This is a genomic window from Colwellia sp. MB3u-41, from assembly GCF_014076845.1.
In the GTDB taxonomy this organism is placed as follows: domain Bacteria; phylum Pseudomonadota; class Gammaproteobacteria; order Enterobacterales; family Alteromonadaceae; genus Colwellia_A.
On sequence record NZ_JACGUT010000079.1, the window covers coordinates 165827 to 183660 of the forward strand.

Below are 17834 nucleotides of genomic sequence, written 5' to 3' on the forward strand. Positions count from 1 at the left end.
GGCTTCACTCATGAAATTTTTATTACCTGCACTATTGCTATCTTGCTTACACTTTTCTAGCTTTGCTGCTGTAATTTTACAGTATCATCATGTTAGTGACAAAACACCGTCAAGTACCAGTATTTCCCCCCAACAATTTGAAATACATATGCAGTATTTAGCTGATAATAACTTCAACGTTATCGCGCTTTCAGATTTAATGAATTCTATCAAGAAACAGCAACCTATTACTGACAAAACAGTGGCAATAACATTTGATGATGCTTATCTTGATATTCTACTCAATGGTAAGCCCATTCTCGACAAATTTAATTATCCTTTTACTATTTTTATTAACCCAGCAATCGTTGAACGTGGTTCGAATAACTACCTTAGTTGGGCACAACTTAAGTTGATGGCTGACCAAGGGGTTATTATTGCCAACCATGGTATGGAACATGATTCTATGGCACGTATTAGTGCTGGGTTAACTGAACAACAGTGGTTACTTAAGCATACCGATCTTTTATTAACGGCTGAAAGTATTATTAAAGAGAAAACCGGCCAGAGCTGGCGTTATTATGCTTATCCCTACGGTGAATATACCCCCGCAGTACAAAAGTGGATAACGCAGAACAATTTTATTGCCTTTTCACAGCAGTCTGGGGCGGTTGGCCTAGCAACAGACTTAACCAGCGTACCCCGTTTTCCTGCATCAAAACCTTATGATAAAATTACCAGCCTACGTGATAAATTAAAATCTTTACCATTCACAATGACGTTAAGTGATGAAAATGCAAAAACAATTGTAGAATATAACCAATCAAAATCAGTGACGTTTGATGTTATTGTTGATGATTTTCTTCCAGCCCAGTTAAACTGTTATATTTCTGGTTTAGGCCGACAAGAAATAGAATGGCGAGAAGAAAACAGCTTCACCATTAATTATAGTGCCCCGCTACCCATAGGCCGTGTACGCTGTAATTGCACTGCACCAAGCATTAGTGAGCCAGGGCGTTATTATTGGTATTCAAAGCCTTGGTTTGTCTTAAAAGAAGGTATGGAGTGGTATCCGCTGTAACGAATACAATATCGTTAAGTAAGCTTGTCACACTGAAGTATGGTTATGGTGACAAGCTGCATTTATTCCGCTAACTTTACAATTTTTGCAAAATCACTGACTAATTTTTCACCATCAATCGTAGGTAATACGCCTAAAGCCTGTCTTGGCTTGAAAATAGCCGCTATATCTCCCTTTGGATTAATTAACACTAAAGAAGCACTGTGATCGACCAAGTAACCATTATTGTTGGCTTTAGGCTCGTTAATCGCGTACATCATGCCAAGGTTACGAGCAAACGGAAATAACACACCATGGTCAGCCGTAAGCGCAATAAACTCCTCATTAAAGTAAGCGATATACTGAGCTAATTTTTCTGGCGTATCTCGACTAGGATCAACCGAAACCAATAAAATTTGTGTATCTTCACTGATCGCTTTTAAATCGTCATAAACAAAGTTTAGTTCTTGTAATGTAGTCGGACAAACATCAGGGCAAGAAGTATACCCCAGAAATACCCAAGACCATTTATTGGCTAATTGTTCTTTGGTAAAGGCTTGGTTATGGTGATCGGTTAATTGAAACGGCTTAACTTCCCGAACCTGCTGATAATATAAAGCATGTTCGGGCTGTGGTAATACTGTCGCTTTTTGAAAGACAAAAAAACCTACCGCACCCGCGGCAATCGCAACAATGACATACAACAACTTGTTCATAAATAAGAGTATCCGTAAGTATTAGCTTATTGGTAATAAATAATGGTCAAGTAATAAAATAATAAACAACCCCATCAAATGAACAATTGAAAACTTAAACGTGTCCATGGCAGTATTTTCATTAGCATTAAACTTAAGTTTCCAAGCGTAAGCAAAAAACATCAGATTCAATGTTACCGCGCCAATTAAATATAACCAATTACTCATTCCCACTAAATAAGGTAACAAGCCAACAACAAAAAGTAATACGGTATAGAGTAAAATTTGTGTCTTAGTAAAGTTTACTCCGTGGGTCACCGGTAGCATTGGGATATTAACTTTTGCATATTCGTCTTTACGGTGTATTGCTAATGCCCAAAAATGAGGAGGTGTCCAAGTAAAAATCAATAACACTAATAGTAAAGCATTAGGGTGTATTTCGTTCGTCATTGCTGTCCAACCCAAAAGTGGAGGAATTGCACCTGCTAAGCCACCAATCGTGATATTTTGAGGTGTAGCACGTTTCAAATACATAGTATAAACAAAACTGTAACCCACCAAACCTGCAAAAGTAAGCCATGCCGTTAAGGGATTAACTAAGCTATACAAAATGGCAAAACCACTGACCGCTAAAAACATAGCAAACAAAGTCGCTTTTCTTGGCGTTAAACGTCCAGTAGCGACGGGGCGGTTATAAGTTCGCCCCATAATACTGTCAATTCGTTCATCAACGATGTGATTTATTGCCGCGGCGGCTGATGATAAAAATCCAATACCCACCATTGAAGGAATAAGCACTTGCCATGGAATGGTACCCGGTACAGAAAGACACATACCCACCAAAGCGGTTAACACTAAGAGTGCCACTACACGAGGTTTAGTGATTTCATAATAATCTCGCCAAATAGCGGTTTTAGTCTCTATAACTTCAGGTGTAGTCACTGGCCCGTTGGGACTTTGTGTTGATACTGATTCACTCATAAGTATTCCTTATAATTTCCGTCGTAAACTGTAGGTTAACGTGATCAAAGACAACATTAGACATGCTGCTACCACGTTATGACTCACCGCAACTGCTAACGGTAATGAGAACCAGATATTGCTAATACCCAATAATATTTGGCAAGTAAGAATAAACGCTAAGCTAATAGCTGCATTCTTAAAAAATGCAGATTGAGATTTTCGAAACACCATTAACGCTAACCAAAAAAGATAAAGCCCAACTACAATGGCTCCCAATCGATGAACAACATGAATCGTTACACGTGAAGCATGAGATAAATGACCAAATTCGTAACTGTCTTTTTCTGGTGGGATCAAATCAAATGAATCTTCGAAGGTCAGTTGCTCTTGCCAGCCTGACTGACAAATTGGTAATTCAGTACAAACCAAGGCAGCATAGTTTGACGATGTCCACCCACCTAGACCTATTTGAACGGTAAGTAAGACAATACCAATTAAGCCATATCTTCCATATTTTTTAATCGCAAAATCGCCCCCCTGCACTCGAAAGTCAGACAAACGTAAATATAATAAAAACAGTAAACTCAGCGTCGTAAAACCACCCAACAAATGCCCCATAACGACTATAGGCATAAGTTTCATGGTAACTGTCCACATACCTAAAGCCGCCTGAAAAATAACTACCACCAGTATTAATATCGGCAGTCTTAAGGGCGTACCTTGCTCACGTCTTTTATAAGACATAAACGCAATGGCTAAAATTAATAAACCTAGTGCCCCTGCAAAATAGCGATGGATCATTTCATTCCATGCTTTTTGCGCTTCAACTTTTCTTTCTGGGAATGCTTGCTCTGCTTTAATAATTTGTTCTGCGGTTGCTGGTACATCAATTAATCCATAACAACCTGGCCAATCTGGACAGCCTAAACCCGCATGCGTTAAGCGTGTATAAGCACCTAAGCTAACCACGATTAGTGCTAATAGAATACTAATTAAGACTAAAGTACGAACACGATGATTTACACGATTTTTCATCTTAACCCACCCTTGAATACTTAAGTAATTTCTTCATATCTGCTAAAATTTCTTTACCAAACATTGCTTGAGCATCATCATTTGTCGGTGGTTTATGAGATAAAACCACATTACCTAAAGGGTCAACAACTAAGACTTTTGTATCTGATAAAAAGTCATCAACTAGGCTTGGAGTAGGAATAATCACCCAACTGTTTTCAGTTAACCTTTGCGTTTGCTGAGGTGAGAGTGGATTAGGAGAAAGTGCGACGCGCTTTACTCTGGGCATTTCTCTACCCAAGGCTATGTAAGAGTTATTAACACTGAGTAACGTTTGTTCACAGTGATCATCACAATGCTGTGGCAAGCTATAAATAATTGACCAAGTTTTTTGTAAAGCGGTTTGACTCAAGCCTAACTTTTCCAAAGTCAGTTCATTCTCAACTAAAGTGCCCTTGTTCGTTACACCATAATCAAGCCAATTTTGAGTTAAGGCGAGTTTTGCTAACACAATAGGGAGGATAAAAGCGCCCAGCACCATGACCATACTACGACGAGATTTTTTCTGTGATACATCATTCATACACTTACACCTTATTATTTTTTTTATTAGTGATTTAACGCTTATTCACTATTTCTACCCAATTTAATTGACGCCCATATCATCAACAATAACCATGCTATCGCTAAACTAAACCATTGAAAGGCATAAGCACGATGTTTTTCAGGCGGCATAACAATTGGTTGCCAATTTTTTTCATAACCCACACTCTCTGTTTTATCTAAGTAGACGACAAAGGGCAAGAGTTGACGTGAAATTAATGTTGAAAATTTATCTAATTCTATCTGCTGAACACGCAATGGCCACTTACCTTTGACCAAGACTTGTTCCATTAACATTATGCCTTGCTCGATTTTGCGTACGTGACCTGATAATTGATACTTTCCAATAATAGCCTGAACATCGGGAATTTCTTGACGATTTATAGAACCTACTACCCAACCTAAATTAACTAAGACCGCCTGCTCGTCACTCTTAAACACTTGATAAACACGATAACCTAATTGTCCTTTATTCGTTTGGTTGTCTAATAAAAAAATAGTATTATTATCAAACTCCCCAAACATAGTGATCGGTAGATCATTAATTTCATTTTTTTCTGAAAGTACTTGAGAAAGAGACAAAGCTTGTGTTTGACTCAATTGTGTAATGGTTTCGATGCGTTGCTCTTTTTGTAAAGCACGATCACTTTGCCATAATCCGAGTTTTACTAATCCGGAAAAAACAAGTAGGGTAAATATCAACCAAGGTAGGCGAATGTTTGATATAAAATTTTTCAAACAATTAATTCCTTAAATATGCTTAAAGCGAACATAACAACATAGGAAATTTTTAAATGGCATTTGCGATAAAAATAATTATTATTGGCTGCTTAGTCTTCATGGTATTTAGCCTGTTTCAGGCACTTTTTGTCTTAAACAAAAATGACCCGAGTAAACCGTCAATGTCAAAATTTATTGGCCGACGCGTGATGATTTCAGCCTTCATTATTATACTTATGTTAGTCGCTATTTTAACAGGCGTTATTACGCCACACCCACGACCGTTCTAATCGACTCGCTTAAAAATAAAAGGTAGGTGAAGCTAGCTCCACCTACACTATTTTTTAAACTTTTATATAAGTAATTGTTTATACAATATAAACAAAAACAAACAGTATCACCCAAACCACATCAACAAAATGCCAATACCAGCTTGTCGCTTCAAAAGCAAAAGCATTGGTTGGGGTAAAGTGGCCTTTCAACACTCTTAAAAACACCACAATTAGCATGATGGTACCTAAGGTAACGTGCATACCATGAAAGCCGGTCAGTAAGTAGAAAGTTGAACCATAGATACCACTGGTTAAGTACAATTTCATTTCTTCTGAATAGCCGTGCATGTACTCGACAACTTGCAAGAATAAAAAGACAACACCTAACAATATGGTAAAACCTAACCATATTTTCAGCATTTTACGATTATCTTTTTCTAAGGCTGAGTGTGCTAAATGTGCAGTAATTGAAGAAGTTAATAACAAAATAGTATTAATTAATGGTAGGCCATACCAGCCCATTTGCGTTGTTTCGGTTCCATCTGGTGTGACTAATAACGGCCAACTTGCGACAAACTCAGGCCATAAAACAGCACCGGTCATGGCATTATTATCTGCACCGCCCAACCAAGGTACCGATAACGTGCGGGCATAAAATAAGGCACCAAAGAATGCTGCAAAAAACATCACTTCAGAAAAGATAAACCAGCTCATCCCTTGACGAAATGAGTTATCCATTTGATGGCTATACTTACCCGCCATCGATTCGTTTATAACATTACTGAACCAACCATAGAGCATGTATATAACTAAACAAACGCCGGCAAGCAATATATAACCGCCAATGCCACCTTCACCACTCTTTAACGTAGAAACATAGTTTCCGGCGCCAATAGCAATTAAAAACAGTGCCACTGCGCCAACAATTGGCCAATGACTTTGTGATGGTACGTAATAACTTTCATATTCTTTTGTTGTCATTATTATTCCCCTAAACAAATACTGTTACACGCTAAGTGAACAGTATAAATTGCTACGATTCCACTTTTCCGGTCACGTCATACAAAGTGTACGACAACGTTAGCGTTGAAATATCTTCAGGTAATTCTGGGTCAACATAAAACTGTAACGCCATCTCTACCTCTTCATTCGCTTGTAGCGGTTGCTGCGTAAAACAAAAACATTCAATTTTTTGAAAATACGCCGCCGCTAAACCGGGCGATACTGACGGAACTGCTTGGCCAATAATATCGCGGGTGGATTCATTTTTTGCATAAAATTTAACAAGTTTCATTTCACCGGGATGAACTTTTATTTCACGGACCATAGGTTCAAACTGCCAAGGTATACCTTGGGCGGTTCGACTAATAAACTGCACCGTTACAATTCTTTTTGTGTCAATCTGATCAACATTATAGACAGCGGCGGCAGTGGTTGACGTTTTTCCATTCAAACCAGTAATATCACAAAACACATCATATAAAGGGACAAGTGCAAAACCAAAAGCAAACATACCAAAAACAATCATAACCAGCTTTTTTATCACTTGATTGTTTTTTGTTATAGCAGCGCTATCTTTGTTATTTAAATTTTGCAATTCGTCACCTTTATTCATATTTTATTAACTTAATCAATTTTTGGTGGTGTTGAAAATGTATGGTACGGAGCAGGACTTGCAACAGTCCACTCTAAACCTTCAGCGCCATCCCAAGGCTTAGCCGCTGCTTTCTCTCCACCTCTAATACACTTAATGACTACCGCTAAGAATATTAGTTGCGAAAGGCCAAAGGCAAAACCACCAATACTGACCCACTTATTGAAATCAGCAAACTGCAACGCATAATCTGGGATACGACGAGGCATGCCCGCTAATCCTAAAAAGTGCATAGGGAAGAATAGTAAATTAACTGAAATCAGCGAACACCAAAAATGCCATTTAGCTAACGACTCGTTATACATATGACCTGTCCATTTTGGCAACCAGAAGTATGCACCCGCATAAATCGAGAATAATGAACCTGTGACCAACACATAATGAAAATGGGCAACAACAAAGTAGGTATCATGGTATTGGAAATCAACAGGTGTTAATGCCAACATCAAACCAGAGAATCCGCCTATAGTAAATAAGATGACAAATGCGATAGAAAATAGCATCGGTGTTTCAAAGCTCATTGAACCACGCCACATAGTTGCGACCCAGTTGAACACTTTAACACCCGTAGGTACGGCAATTAACATGGTGCAATACATGAAGAACAGTTCACCAAATAACGGCATACCTGTTGTGAACATATGATGTGCCCAGACAAGAAATGACAATAAGGCGATGGATGCCGTTGCATAAACCATTGAGCTGTAGCCGAATAATTTCTTACGAGCAAAAGCTGGAATAATAGTAGAGACAATACCAAAAGCTGGCAATATCATGATGTAAACTTCAGGATGCCCGAAGAACCAGAAAAGGTGCTGGAATAATACCGGGTCACCGCCACCTGCGGCATCAAAGAAACTTGTGCCAAAATACGTATCAGTTAACAACATGGTTACCACACCCGCGAGGACAGGCATTACGGCGATTAATAAATAGGCGGTAATAAAAAATGTCCAAACAAACAATGGCATTTTCATGTAAGTCATACCCGGCGCACGCATGTTCATAATGGTAACAACGATATTAATCGCGCCCATTATTGATGAGATACCCATAATATGAACAGCAAAAACAAAAAATGCCGTACTACCATTTGAATAGGTTGTAGAAAGTGGTGCGTAGAATGTCCAACCAAAGTTAGGCGCACCTGACTCCATAAAGAATGTAGACAAAAGAATCCCAAAAGCAAAAGGTAGAATCCAGAAGCTCCAATTATTCATACGTGGTAAAGCCATATCTGGAGCACCAATCATCATAGGTATCATCCAGTTTGCAAACCCCGTAAAGGCCGGCATAATTGCACCAAACACCATGATCAAACCATGTACAGTAGTTAGCTGATTGAAAAAATCAGGCTCCACTATTTGCAAACCGGGTTGGAATAACTCGGCTCGAATAACCATGGCTAAAGCACCGCCGGTTAATAGCATAATAAAAGCAAACCATAGATATAACGTACCTATATCTTTATGATTTGTCGTGTACAACCAACGTTTGATGCCTTTCATTTTATGGTCATCATGATGATCGTCGTGCGATTCTTGTTCTATAACGTCTGTAGTCATTTTATATCCCCCTACTTCGCACTAGCAGCATCAACGGCTGCAGGTTGTACTAAATCACCGGTGTTATTGCCCCAAGCATTACGCTCATAAGTAACAACAGCCGCTATTTCGGTTTTAGTTAACTGGCTACCAAAAGCAGCCATAGCAGGGTTTTTCTTACTGCCATTAATAACCATGTCTATATGCACAGCAATGTCACCCAGTGCAATTACACTATCTTTTAGTGCAGGAAATGCCGGAGGTAAACCCGCACCAGAAACTTGATGACAAGCAGCACAAGCTTTCATGTAAACTTGCTCACCCATAACCATCAATTCATCTTCGCTATACACTCTAGTGAGATCTTCTGCTGGGGCTTCTTCAACAACCACTTCAGCGACTTTTACCGGTGTTTCTGTGTCATTGCCTGAATCATTAGCAAAACTTTTAACATCAGCGGCTTGTACGGCATCGCCGGTATTGTTACCCCAAGCATTACGCTCATAGGTCACAACTGCAGCAATTTGCTTCATACTTAACTGCTTATCATAAGCTTGCATACCTGAACCCGCTTTACCATTGAGTACAATATCAATATGCGCAGCAATACTACCCGTAGCAACAGAGCTTCCTTTAAGTGCAGGAAATGCTGGAGGTAGACCAGCACCAGAAACTTGATGACAGGCAGCACAGTAGGCAACATAGGTAGTTTCACCCAAAGTCATCAGTTCATCCATTGATGCGGAAGCGTTAAGAGACGCTTTCTCAGCAGCAGCAGCTTGCGCATTAATTTCGTGTTGCTCATCGAGCCAAAGAGCATAATCAGCTTCAGACTTTACTTCGACAACAATAGGCATAAAACCGTGATCTTTACCACAAAGCTCAGCACACTGACCTCGGTATATCCCAGGCTCGTCAACTTTTGTCCATGCTTCATTAATAAATCCTGGGTTAGCATCTTGCTTTACTGCAAAAGCAGGTACCCACCAAGCATGAATAACATCGTCAGAAGTGATTAAAAATCGTACTTTCTTATTAACTGGAATGACAAGGTGTTTATCAACCTCGAGTAAATAATTTTCACCTTTGACTTTGTCGCCGGCATCAACACTAAGGTGTTTACCTTCTTGTGTTTCATACTGTGGTCTTGGCGTAGATAAAACGGAGTAGAACTCAATATCTTGATCAAAATATTTATAATGCCACTTCCACTGAGAACCTGTGATCTGAATGGTAACGTCAGAATCGTCGTTATTTTCCATTTCGATCAGTGTTTTCGTTGCTGGTACAGCCATAGCGATAAGAATGACAATGGGAATTGCTGTCCAGAGAATCTCTACTTTTGTACTTTCATGAAAATCTGCTGATTTAGCCCCTTTGGATTTTCGGTGGAAAACCATTGACCAAAACATAGCACCAAAAACAACCACACCGATTGCTACACATATATACATTGCGAGCATATGTAGATCGTAAACATCTCTACTTACTTCTGTTACACCCTTGGTCAGATTTAATTGCATATCTGCCCAAGCTGAACTGGAAAGAACACTCCCCAACAACAGCCAACCTAGGTTACGTCTTTTCACACGACATCTCCTTCACCCTATAAAAGTTTAAAACTTGATACCTAGGACAAAACACATCCTTTAGTACGGATTTTTATTATTTTCTTAGCAATTTTGTTATCAACCAGTTAGCGTCAACAACATCGTCTTATATTTATATTTGTACACATTCCAAACTAGAATTACTTAAAAGTTGATCTGGGTCAATTTAAAAATCGAGCTATTTTAAAATAAAAACCAATAAAAACAATAGAGTATCAACTCTAATACAGATAAAAGCCTAATAACAAAGGGCTGTAGCCGTAGTATTAAAAATAAACAGCTGAGTATAAATACGCATATTGCAAAAATTGATCTTGGTTGTTTTTTAATCAGAGAAAGATAAAGTTGTTTGAATGGGCTTTAGAATGAAAATTATTCTTAGTAAAGAGAAAGGTTTGCATGAAAAGAATACGAAAGGTTAGAAAAGCAAACTTTAGCCTATTTTATACACTAAAGTTTGCCGAGCAGTTTGACGTAATTAATACTATATTTGTTAGATAAATTGACTTAGTTACCACCAAGTTTATTGGATAGGATAGGTTAACTTAATTACATCCAGTCTGCCGAGCGAATAACGCCAACAGCCAACCCTTCAATATTAAACTCTTGATCAGACAAATCGACTTTTATAGGAGAGAAGTCATCATTTTCAGCATGTAAGTAAACGATGTTACCTTCTCGTTTATAACGTTTAACCGTAACATTTTCTTCGACACGAGCAACAATTACTTGGCCATTCTGTACATCGGTCGTTTGATGAACAGCTAACAAGTCACCATCAAGTATGCCGATATTTTTCATGCTTTCGCCATTAACTCTCAATAAGTAATCAGCGGCTGGGTGGAACAAATTACCATCAACTTTGTAATGATCTTCAACATGCTCTGCAGCTAAAATAGGTTCACCTGCAGCCACTCTGCCGATTAAAGGTAAACCGGCTTCTTCCATTAACTTCTCAGTCAAACGAATGCCGCGAGAAGTACCTGGCAACATTTCTATATAGCCTTTTTTAGCCAAAGCTTTTAAATGTTCCTCTGCTGCATTTGCTGATTTAAAGCCAAAAAACTTGGCTATTTCAGCACGTGTTGGTGGCATACCCGTATCGCTTATTTTGTCTTTGATCAGATCAAAAACTTGTTGTTGTCGGTTCGTTAGAGGGCGTAATTCGCTGATTTCATTTAGCATAGGGAGCCTGTAAATTTACACAGTTGTTACTGTGAGTATATACAGGTCGTTATTAAAGGCAAGCTTTCTGGGATAATTATTTTTGAAAACTACCTGATTTTAAATAATGAATAACTTGCTCAATCACTTTTTCATTTTTCATCATAAACGGATGGGTTGTTTCCATTTCAATGTGATCATTCATACCATCAAGTTTGGTACTAGCAACCGAAACTTTACCATCATCTTTATCAGGAATAAGTGTTGATAATATCCAATTAATACTTTGATTACCGGCAATAACACCCAAATCAAAATTAGCATTGCCAAGATTACTAGGGATACTAAATTCGCCGGTACCTAATTGCATACCCGCATCACCATTGATGAAACTAAAACCAGGTGTATTTTTTAGTTTATCAACAACTTCACTGCCTTTGTTTGGTGGACCCAGCATCACGACTTTATTTAAATTAGGTATTTTGTGCATACTTAAATATTGGCGAACTAATATACCGCCCATTGAATGGGTAACAAAGTTAACTTGACGACTTTCACAAATTAATAGCGCTTTAGAAATCACTTTTTCAGCCAACTCTTCTATCGAATAATCTCTAGAAGGGTAGTTGATATTTATCACAAAATAACCTTCTGTCAATAGTCGTTTTTCAATAGCTTTCATGGAGTTAGCCGAACGTGCAAGCCCATGCAGTAAAATTACACATTCACCATTAGCTAAAGAATCTGCTGGCTCTTCAAAAGAAGCTTGAATTTTATAGCCACGTTCAACCGAAGTATCTAGGCTGTCTTGTTCAATCATATTTTTTAAACGAATTTCTGCATCAGTAATTTTTTTACTAAATTGTTCTTTAAGTAGCGCTAGGTCTGACTTAAGTGCTGCAATTTTTTCATTCATAGCTGCGCTCCATCATTTTTTATGTTGAACGTTAATTATTGACGCTTTATTCATTTCTGAAAAGAAGCGAGATAATATTTTTTAAAACACAATTTTAGTATCATATTAAAAGGGCTAATAACTTTAAACATCTTCCATTAGCATGCAGTTATACGTTTATAGGGAGTATAACGTTATGTGTTCTCGGTTTGGCAATAAATATTAATTTCTGCGCAGTGCTTTACACTGAGGTAACTCCCAAAGACGCATCGCTAACAACAAACCAATATGTTGTGGTTTGTCTAAAGGTAACAAGGCATCTTCCTGGTTTATCTTTACTACTGGCAACTATTTTCTCGTTTAGCATAGCCGATGTTAGCTAGTACTCGTCCGCAGAAAGCTCATCGCTATTTTGTTTTCCTGAAGCGAGTTCTCGACTAATTTTTTGAATATGGGTCTCAGAACTTTTTACTGATTTTTCAGTAGTCAGGTTCAATGTTTTTAAAGTATCGATCATCGCCAAATCGACATTTTTATTACTTTGTAACGCGTTAACCAGCGGCGTTAAAAAAGACGCCATATTTTCACTAAATAACGCCAAAGTTTCAGCTAATGCTGAATCATCTGGTTTTTCAATATTCACTTGCAGTTTAAGACTGGCAAGCGTTTCATTCAAGCTATCTAACGCTGCAGATTTAGGCTCTAACAAAGCTTCTCCTATTTGATTGAGCCCTTTTTGCAATAACGATATTTGGCTAGCAACAGCCGCAATCGGGTTATCACTATCACCCAAGCTTTGATAACGAACAAAATCTGCCTTAATTTGTTGCCAACGCACTTTTTCTTCACTGGTTTGATTGTTGCGCAGCTCGGCTAATTTAAGTAAATTTTCTTCAGCGCCTATGGTGAGTGTTTGCGCTTCACCACGATAATGATCGGCGATAAGCTGCTCGACTTCCTCTTCGGTCATAACCGGTACTACTTTTTCCGCCATCTTATTCATATTGCGATAGCTTCCTTGTAACTTGAACGAAGGCTCAGTGCGGTACTTATCGTCTTGGGCGGCAGAGGCAATGTACTGTTGATTGGCTTTTAATACCGTCGCTTGAATTTTACGAATACGTTTAATAACCGCAACTATTTCATTGACCTCTGCTTGCGAGTAATTATGCTTTAGCTCAGTTGTGGCAACTTGTTGGCCATCGGCAATTTTAACCAAGTTATAGAGGTCGTCCATATCTCGGGTCGCTAGTGGTGCGATATAGCGATTACTGGTTAAGCTATTTTCAATAAAGCTTAAAGAGAACTCTTCTTCTCGACCACTTAAGGTATCACCTAAGTTATAAATATCGGCTCGGTTAGCCAACATATCAGGAATGCTAAATGCTTCTCCTGATTCGGTATAAGGATTACCAGCCATGACAACTGCAAATTTTTTGCCGCGCATATCATAGGTTTTACTGTCACCATTCCAAACACCCTCCACTTTTCTTGAGCCATCACATAAGGAAATAAACTTTTGTAAAAACTCAGGATTAGTATGCTGAATATCATCAAGGTACAACATAACATTGTTACCCATTTCGAAGGCTAAGTTAATCTTTTCAACTTCATTTTTAGCTGTTGAGTTGTTTGCCTGAGCGGGATCTAGTGACAACTGTTCGTGTCCTATCGACGGACAGTTTATTTTAACAAAGGTCATACCTAGCTTACTGGCAACGTATTCAATAAGCGTTGTTTTACCATAACCTGGGGGAGAAATAAGCAGTAATAATCCCATTAAATCAGAACGTTTATTATTACCAGCTGCGCCAATTTGTTTAGCTAAATTAATACCAATAATCGGGAAATAAACATCATTAATTAATTTATTACGTACAAACGAAGACAGCGCTCTTGGTTTAAACTCTTCTAAGCGTAAGCGTTTACGTTGTGCCGCTAATACCTTTTGCTTTTGAATATGAAAACCTTTGAATGCCGGTTCATGTTCATTTTTAAATTGGCGAAGTCGAGTGATAAATTCTTGATAATTTATCGCAATTTTTCTGTCCGATATTTGCCCATGCTGCCCCAATAAACCATCAACAACACCTTCGGTGTCAGCCAATGAAGTATAGAATTCACATTGCTCTTGCATCAGCATAAAAATTGCGGCTTCATCAATAATATCTTGATGGATATTCATACTCTGGTGCGAAGAAAAAGCCTGCAACCACGCCCAGTAAAGTTGATATTTTTGCTCTAGTGTCGAACAACCCAATAATGCGCCATTGAGTTGTTTTTCTAAGCTCTTATGCTTTAACTGACTCTCCAGTTGATTAGCTAACTCAACGCTACTTTCTTTAATAACAAATTTCTGTTCGGCTAAAGCTAACTCTTTTAATAGGTAGGTTGCTGACAATAACGTGTCACATTTCAGCCAAGGCTGACTTTCAATATAGCTATCTAATAGCGTAGCCAATTCTTTAATAAGCTGATGACGTAATTGACTATCACCAAAAGTTTCTTCCATGATATAGAGATTATGACTGCGCTGTAATAAATCTTTTCTACTGTTATCAGCTAATTCTGTGGTGAAAAAAAGTAGCGCGAGTCTTCTTTCCAAGACCGGATAAGCTAACAAGCCAATAGATTCTCTTAAAGCAAGTAATTGCTTTAGAATTAATGCCGCATCGGCATCATGCACGCCCTTATCATAACCTTCTTGATAACGTGGCTCAGCCGCTTTTCTAACCACCTCACCTAATTCATTGTTTTTTACCGCCGCTTTTAAACACTCAAGTTGCGCTTGGCCAGCAAATTCAGCCTCAAATAATAGTGTTGCCGCTAAATACTCTCCTCGGTAGACCTTGTCAGATTCAGAGACCAGCGCTTGCTGCCAGAGGTATTTAGTACCAACAAATAATTCAGCGGGTAGCGTTTCAAAGTATTCACTACCACTGATATGCAAGACCATGTCACCATCACGAGGTAATAAGGTCAGTTCTAATTTTTGACGATTCACTGAAAATTGGTGGTCGCCTATTTTAACTAAACTACCGTCAGCAGAGTAAATATCCGTTTTATCTCTCAGTGCTCTTATGCCTTGCTCTTTAGCATTTTTTAATTGAGCGTCAATGTCATCAGCTCTAACATTGTCATCAAGCTCTCTAAGCTGTGAAATTAGTTGCCTAAGCTTGGCAACCATAGGATCGCCAGCAAAATAGCTGTTTAATTTGTCTTGCTCACTAAACGATTGACTCCGTCTGATCACACCTTCAATAATGCGCTCGGCTGCCGTCATCAAATTCAAACAACGACGCTGCTGTGCATCCATCAGCTGCTGTTTATGTTGTTCAAAGTTATCGTATATTTCATCTCTTTTAGTGATGATTTCATTATAAAATTCATCATAATCACTAAACTGACTTTCTAAGTCTTCTAACTGAATTAGAATTTGAGAAAGTTGCTCATCACATGCTTGCGGTGAATCACTCGCATTTAAAGCACTGGTAACACTTTGGCTTAACAGTTTAAATCGAGCACCAAATTCTGCTCGTGCCTCTTCACTACCGACACTTTTAGCCACCAAATCAGCATTAGCTTTAACGCGGTTTATTTGACTAAAAACTGCTGAAATATCTTCCAGAATACGTGTTCTTTGTCGGCTATCTTCAATGTTTAGTGACAACATTGTGCGGTTAAGTAATTCTAATCCTTGCACAAGCTCTTCAATTTCGGTGCGAATCGGCTTTAATGAGCTAACCGATTCACTTTTTTCTATCGCCTTTTCTAATGCAACTATGGTCTTTTGATAAGGCGTTAAAGCATCGTCTTGTTGGAGAAAGTCAGCGGTTGCTTGGCTAAGTTCTTTCGTTAACGTATCTAAGTGAGCTTCCATGGCATTAATTGCGTCAACATCGATATAACGTAAGTCTTTATGAGAAATCAATTCACCTTTAAATTGAGCTAACGCCGATAAGCAATCAACGAATTGTGAGGCCTGCTCAAAACCCGAAATTTGAACTTGTGTTACTAGCTCGGCTAGCTTTTCTTTTGCTTGAATTAAGGCCCGATCAGAGTTTTCTTTAATGCTGGTGACTTTTTCAAATTCATCTATAACCAATTCAGAAGTGATCGCGATTTGCTTGATAAGATCATGCAGCAACCCCAGCTCTTTATCATTGAGCCAATGATATTTATCAAAAATTTGCTTAGACTCTTTCACTAAGTCATTAAAATGCTGCGCACTTGGTGTTTGCACCGAGATCAATTTAGCGACACTGTATAAATCAGAAATACCGCGGACCAGTTCAGGATTACCTATTTTGCCAAAGAAGCTATTATCAACCGGTTGATTACTAGCAAACTCTTCACTACAAAAAGGCGTTTGCCATATTTGCATGGCATGAACACGTGATGGCTCGGACTCGGCATTAAAAACCACGGCTCTGCCGTTGTTGTATAAACTTTGCCCATGACCATAAATAGGGTTTTGCAATGTTCTCGTAATTAAATTATAACCAAACAAAGCGTACTGCCCTTCATTTGGTTCATAAAATATATAGAGAAAGTCTTCACCGTTTGGCGACTTTACCACTCGGTGCAACTGTAAATCTTCGGCATTATCTTCAAAGCTTTTGTGTTCACCATTTTGCAAATAGTATCCACCAGGAAAAATAATACCGTGGTCTTCTGGTAACTGAATACAAGCATGAGCAATAGCATCTTGCCTGATCACTTGCTGAGTTTTAGCATTAAAAATCAAATGGCGAGTGTCAGTTTCACGATACGGCTTTATTTTCAATAAAATAAGCTCACCAACTCTGGCATAATGGATTTCAGCGTCATCTATAGACTGATGTTCATCTTCGACTGGCTCAGAATATATACCTTGACCTGCGGTGGTATTATTCTCAACTTTTAAAGTAATTGAGCCACCAATAGCTTCGACAAACAAAATGTCATATAAATTATAATGTGGGTGTTTACCTTGCTCTTGTTGCTCTCGAGATACTTTATGCCATTCAAAGTCAAAATTTTCTGGCTGCTTTATATCTCTTTCACCACGATTATCGATATAGCTAACTTGGTGATCGGCGTCGATACCCCAACGAAAGACTCTAATATCATCAAGGCGTTCACCAATTCGAAAGATGGCAAATACTTTACTGCCTTGTCGATAAACATGAGCTAGAAATGTTTTTTTGTAATAGGTGTATAACTCATCAAAATCACGGACAAACTCAGCATCGTCAAGAAAACTATCTTGTACCGGAAGATCAATAATCTCAATGTCATCTTTATCACCTTTTATTTGATGCAAACTAAAAACATCTGAGACGGTAATATTGCGCTTTAAACCGAGAAAGACGTTGTAGCCAAAAAGTAAGGTATCTCCGATGGCGGCAATATCTCTAGCAACACAATTATGCTCAGTTCTAACCCGCACACGAGCATCAACTTTCATCTCGGTGGAGCCAAACGTAACAATGCGCTTGTCATTTAGCTGCTTAATTTGTGCATTAAGATCACTGCCTAAGGCTGACAATCTGCGCTGAATAAGTTCATATGACCCCCCTTCCGCAACAGCCTGATTAGTGACGCTATCCTTATCTGACATATGAGACTCCATGAGCTAATGCACAGTTATCCTTGAATGAAACACTGTGCATTGCTTAA

Annotated in this window: 15 protein-coding genes; 2 read left to right on the forward strand and 13 right to left on the reverse strand. The window is 38.5% G+C overall.

The genetic code is table 11. The annotated features are described in order from the left end of the window. Positions 1–10 precede the first annotated feature (10 nt). Positions 11–1060, forward strand: coding sequence for a polysaccharide deacetylase family protein (locus tag H4J73_RS12005; RefSeq protein ID WP_182182240.1), 1050 nt, complete (start codon positions 11–13; stop codon positions 1058–1060). A 62-nt stretch (positions 1061–1122) separates the two neighbouring features. Here H4J73_RS12005 and H4J73_RS12010 read toward each other — a convergent pair whose 3' ends face one another. The 5 genes from H4J73_RS12010 to H4J73_RS12030 are packed head-to-tail and all read right to left on the reverse strand — an operon-like array spanning position 1123 to position 5052. Continuing rightward, positions 1123–1755, reverse strand: a complete 633-nt coding sequence (locus H4J73_RS12010) for an SCO family protein (protein ID WP_182182241.1) — start codon at positions 1753–1755, stop codon at positions 1123–1125. Between the two features lie 21 nt (positions 1756–1776). Then, positions 1777–2715 carry a heme o synthase gene (cyoE, locus tag H4J73_RS12015; RefSeq protein WP_182182242.1) on the reverse strand — a complete coding sequence of 313 codons (939 nt, stop codon included), beginning with the start codon at positions 2713–2715 and terminating at the stop codon, positions 1777–1779. A 9-nt stretch (positions 2716–2724) separates the two neighbouring features. Continuing rightward, positions 2725–3732, reverse strand: a complete 1008-nt coding sequence (locus tag H4J73_RS12020) for a heme A synthase (protein ID WP_182182243.1) — start codon at positions 3730–3732, stop codon at positions 2725–2727. A 1-nt stretch (position 3733) separates the two neighbouring features. Then, positions 3734–4294: a hypothetical protein gene (locus H4J73_RS12025; RefSeq protein ID WP_182182244.1), complete on the reverse strand. Its 561-nt coding sequence runs from the start codon at positions 4292–4294 to the stop codon at positions 3734–3736. Between the two features lie 41 nt (positions 4295–4335). Further along, positions 4336–5052: an SURF1 family protein gene (locus H4J73_RS12030; protein ID WP_182182245.1), complete on the reverse strand. Its 717-nt coding sequence runs from the start codon at positions 5050–5052 to the stop codon at positions 4336–4338. Positions 5053–5108: 56 nt separating this feature from the next. Between H4J73_RS12030 and H4J73_RS12035 the strand changes: the two genes are divergently transcribed. Then, complete coding sequence (locus H4J73_RS12035; RefSeq protein ID WP_070375487.1) at positions 5109–5324, forward strand: DUF2909 domain-containing protein; 216 nt, start codon at positions 5109–5111, stop codon at positions 5322–5324. Between the two features lie 78 nt (positions 5325–5402). Here H4J73_RS12035 and H4J73_RS12040 read toward each other — a convergent pair whose 3' ends face one another. The 8 genes from H4J73_RS12040 to H4J73_RS12070 form a co-directional block, all read right to left on the reverse strand. Beyond that, positions 5403–6287 (reverse strand): cytochrome c oxidase subunit 3, encoded by an 885-nt coding sequence (locus tag H4J73_RS12040; RefSeq protein WP_182182246.1) that lies wholly within the window; start codon positions 6285–6287, stop codon positions 5403–5405. A gap of 52 nt (positions 6288–6339) precedes the next feature. Continuing rightward, on the reverse strand, positions 6340–6921 hold the full coding sequence (locus H4J73_RS12045; RefSeq protein WP_182182247.1) for a cytochrome c oxidase assembly protein: 582 nt from the start codon (positions 6919–6921) through the stop codon (positions 6340–6342). An 11-nt stretch (positions 6922–6932) separates the two neighbouring features. Then, a complete protein-coding gene (gene ctaD, locus H4J73_RS12050) occupies positions 6933–8525 on the reverse strand; it encodes a cytochrome c oxidase subunit I (RefSeq protein WP_182182248.1) in 1593 nt (530 codons plus the stop codon). 11 nt (positions 8526–8536) lie between these two features. Then, on the reverse strand, positions 8537–10093 hold the full coding sequence (coxB, locus tag H4J73_RS12055; protein ID WP_404851869.1) for a cytochrome c oxidase subunit II: 1557 nt from the start codon (positions 10091–10093) through the stop codon (positions 8537–8539). A gap of 570 nt (positions 10094–10663) precedes the next feature. Continuing rightward, complete coding sequence (gene lexA, locus H4J73_RS12060; protein WP_182175283.1) at positions 10664–11299, reverse strand: transcriptional repressor LexA; 636 nt, start codon at positions 11297–11299, stop codon at positions 10664–10666. A 76-nt stretch (positions 11300–11375) separates the two neighbouring features. Further along, the gene (locus H4J73_RS12065; protein ID WP_310649605.1) at positions 11376–12194 is read right to left on the reverse strand and encodes an alpha/beta fold hydrolase; all 819 of its coding nucleotides are present in this window, start codon (positions 12192–12194) and stop codon (positions 11376–11378) included. A 201-nt stretch (positions 12195–12395) separates the two neighbouring features. Further along, positions 12396–12521 carry a hypothetical protein gene (locus H4J73_RS20575; protein ID WP_259366527.1) on the reverse strand — a complete coding sequence of 42 codons (126 nt, stop codon included), beginning with the start codon at positions 12519–12521 and terminating at the stop codon, positions 12396–12398. A 31-nt stretch (positions 12522–12552) separates the two neighbouring features. Continuing rightward, a complete protein-coding gene (locus tag H4J73_RS12070; protein WP_182182249.1) occupies positions 12553–17775 on the reverse strand; it encodes a DNA repair ATPase in 5223 nt (1740 codons plus the stop codon). Between the last annotated feature and the right edge of the window lie 59 nt (positions 17776–17834).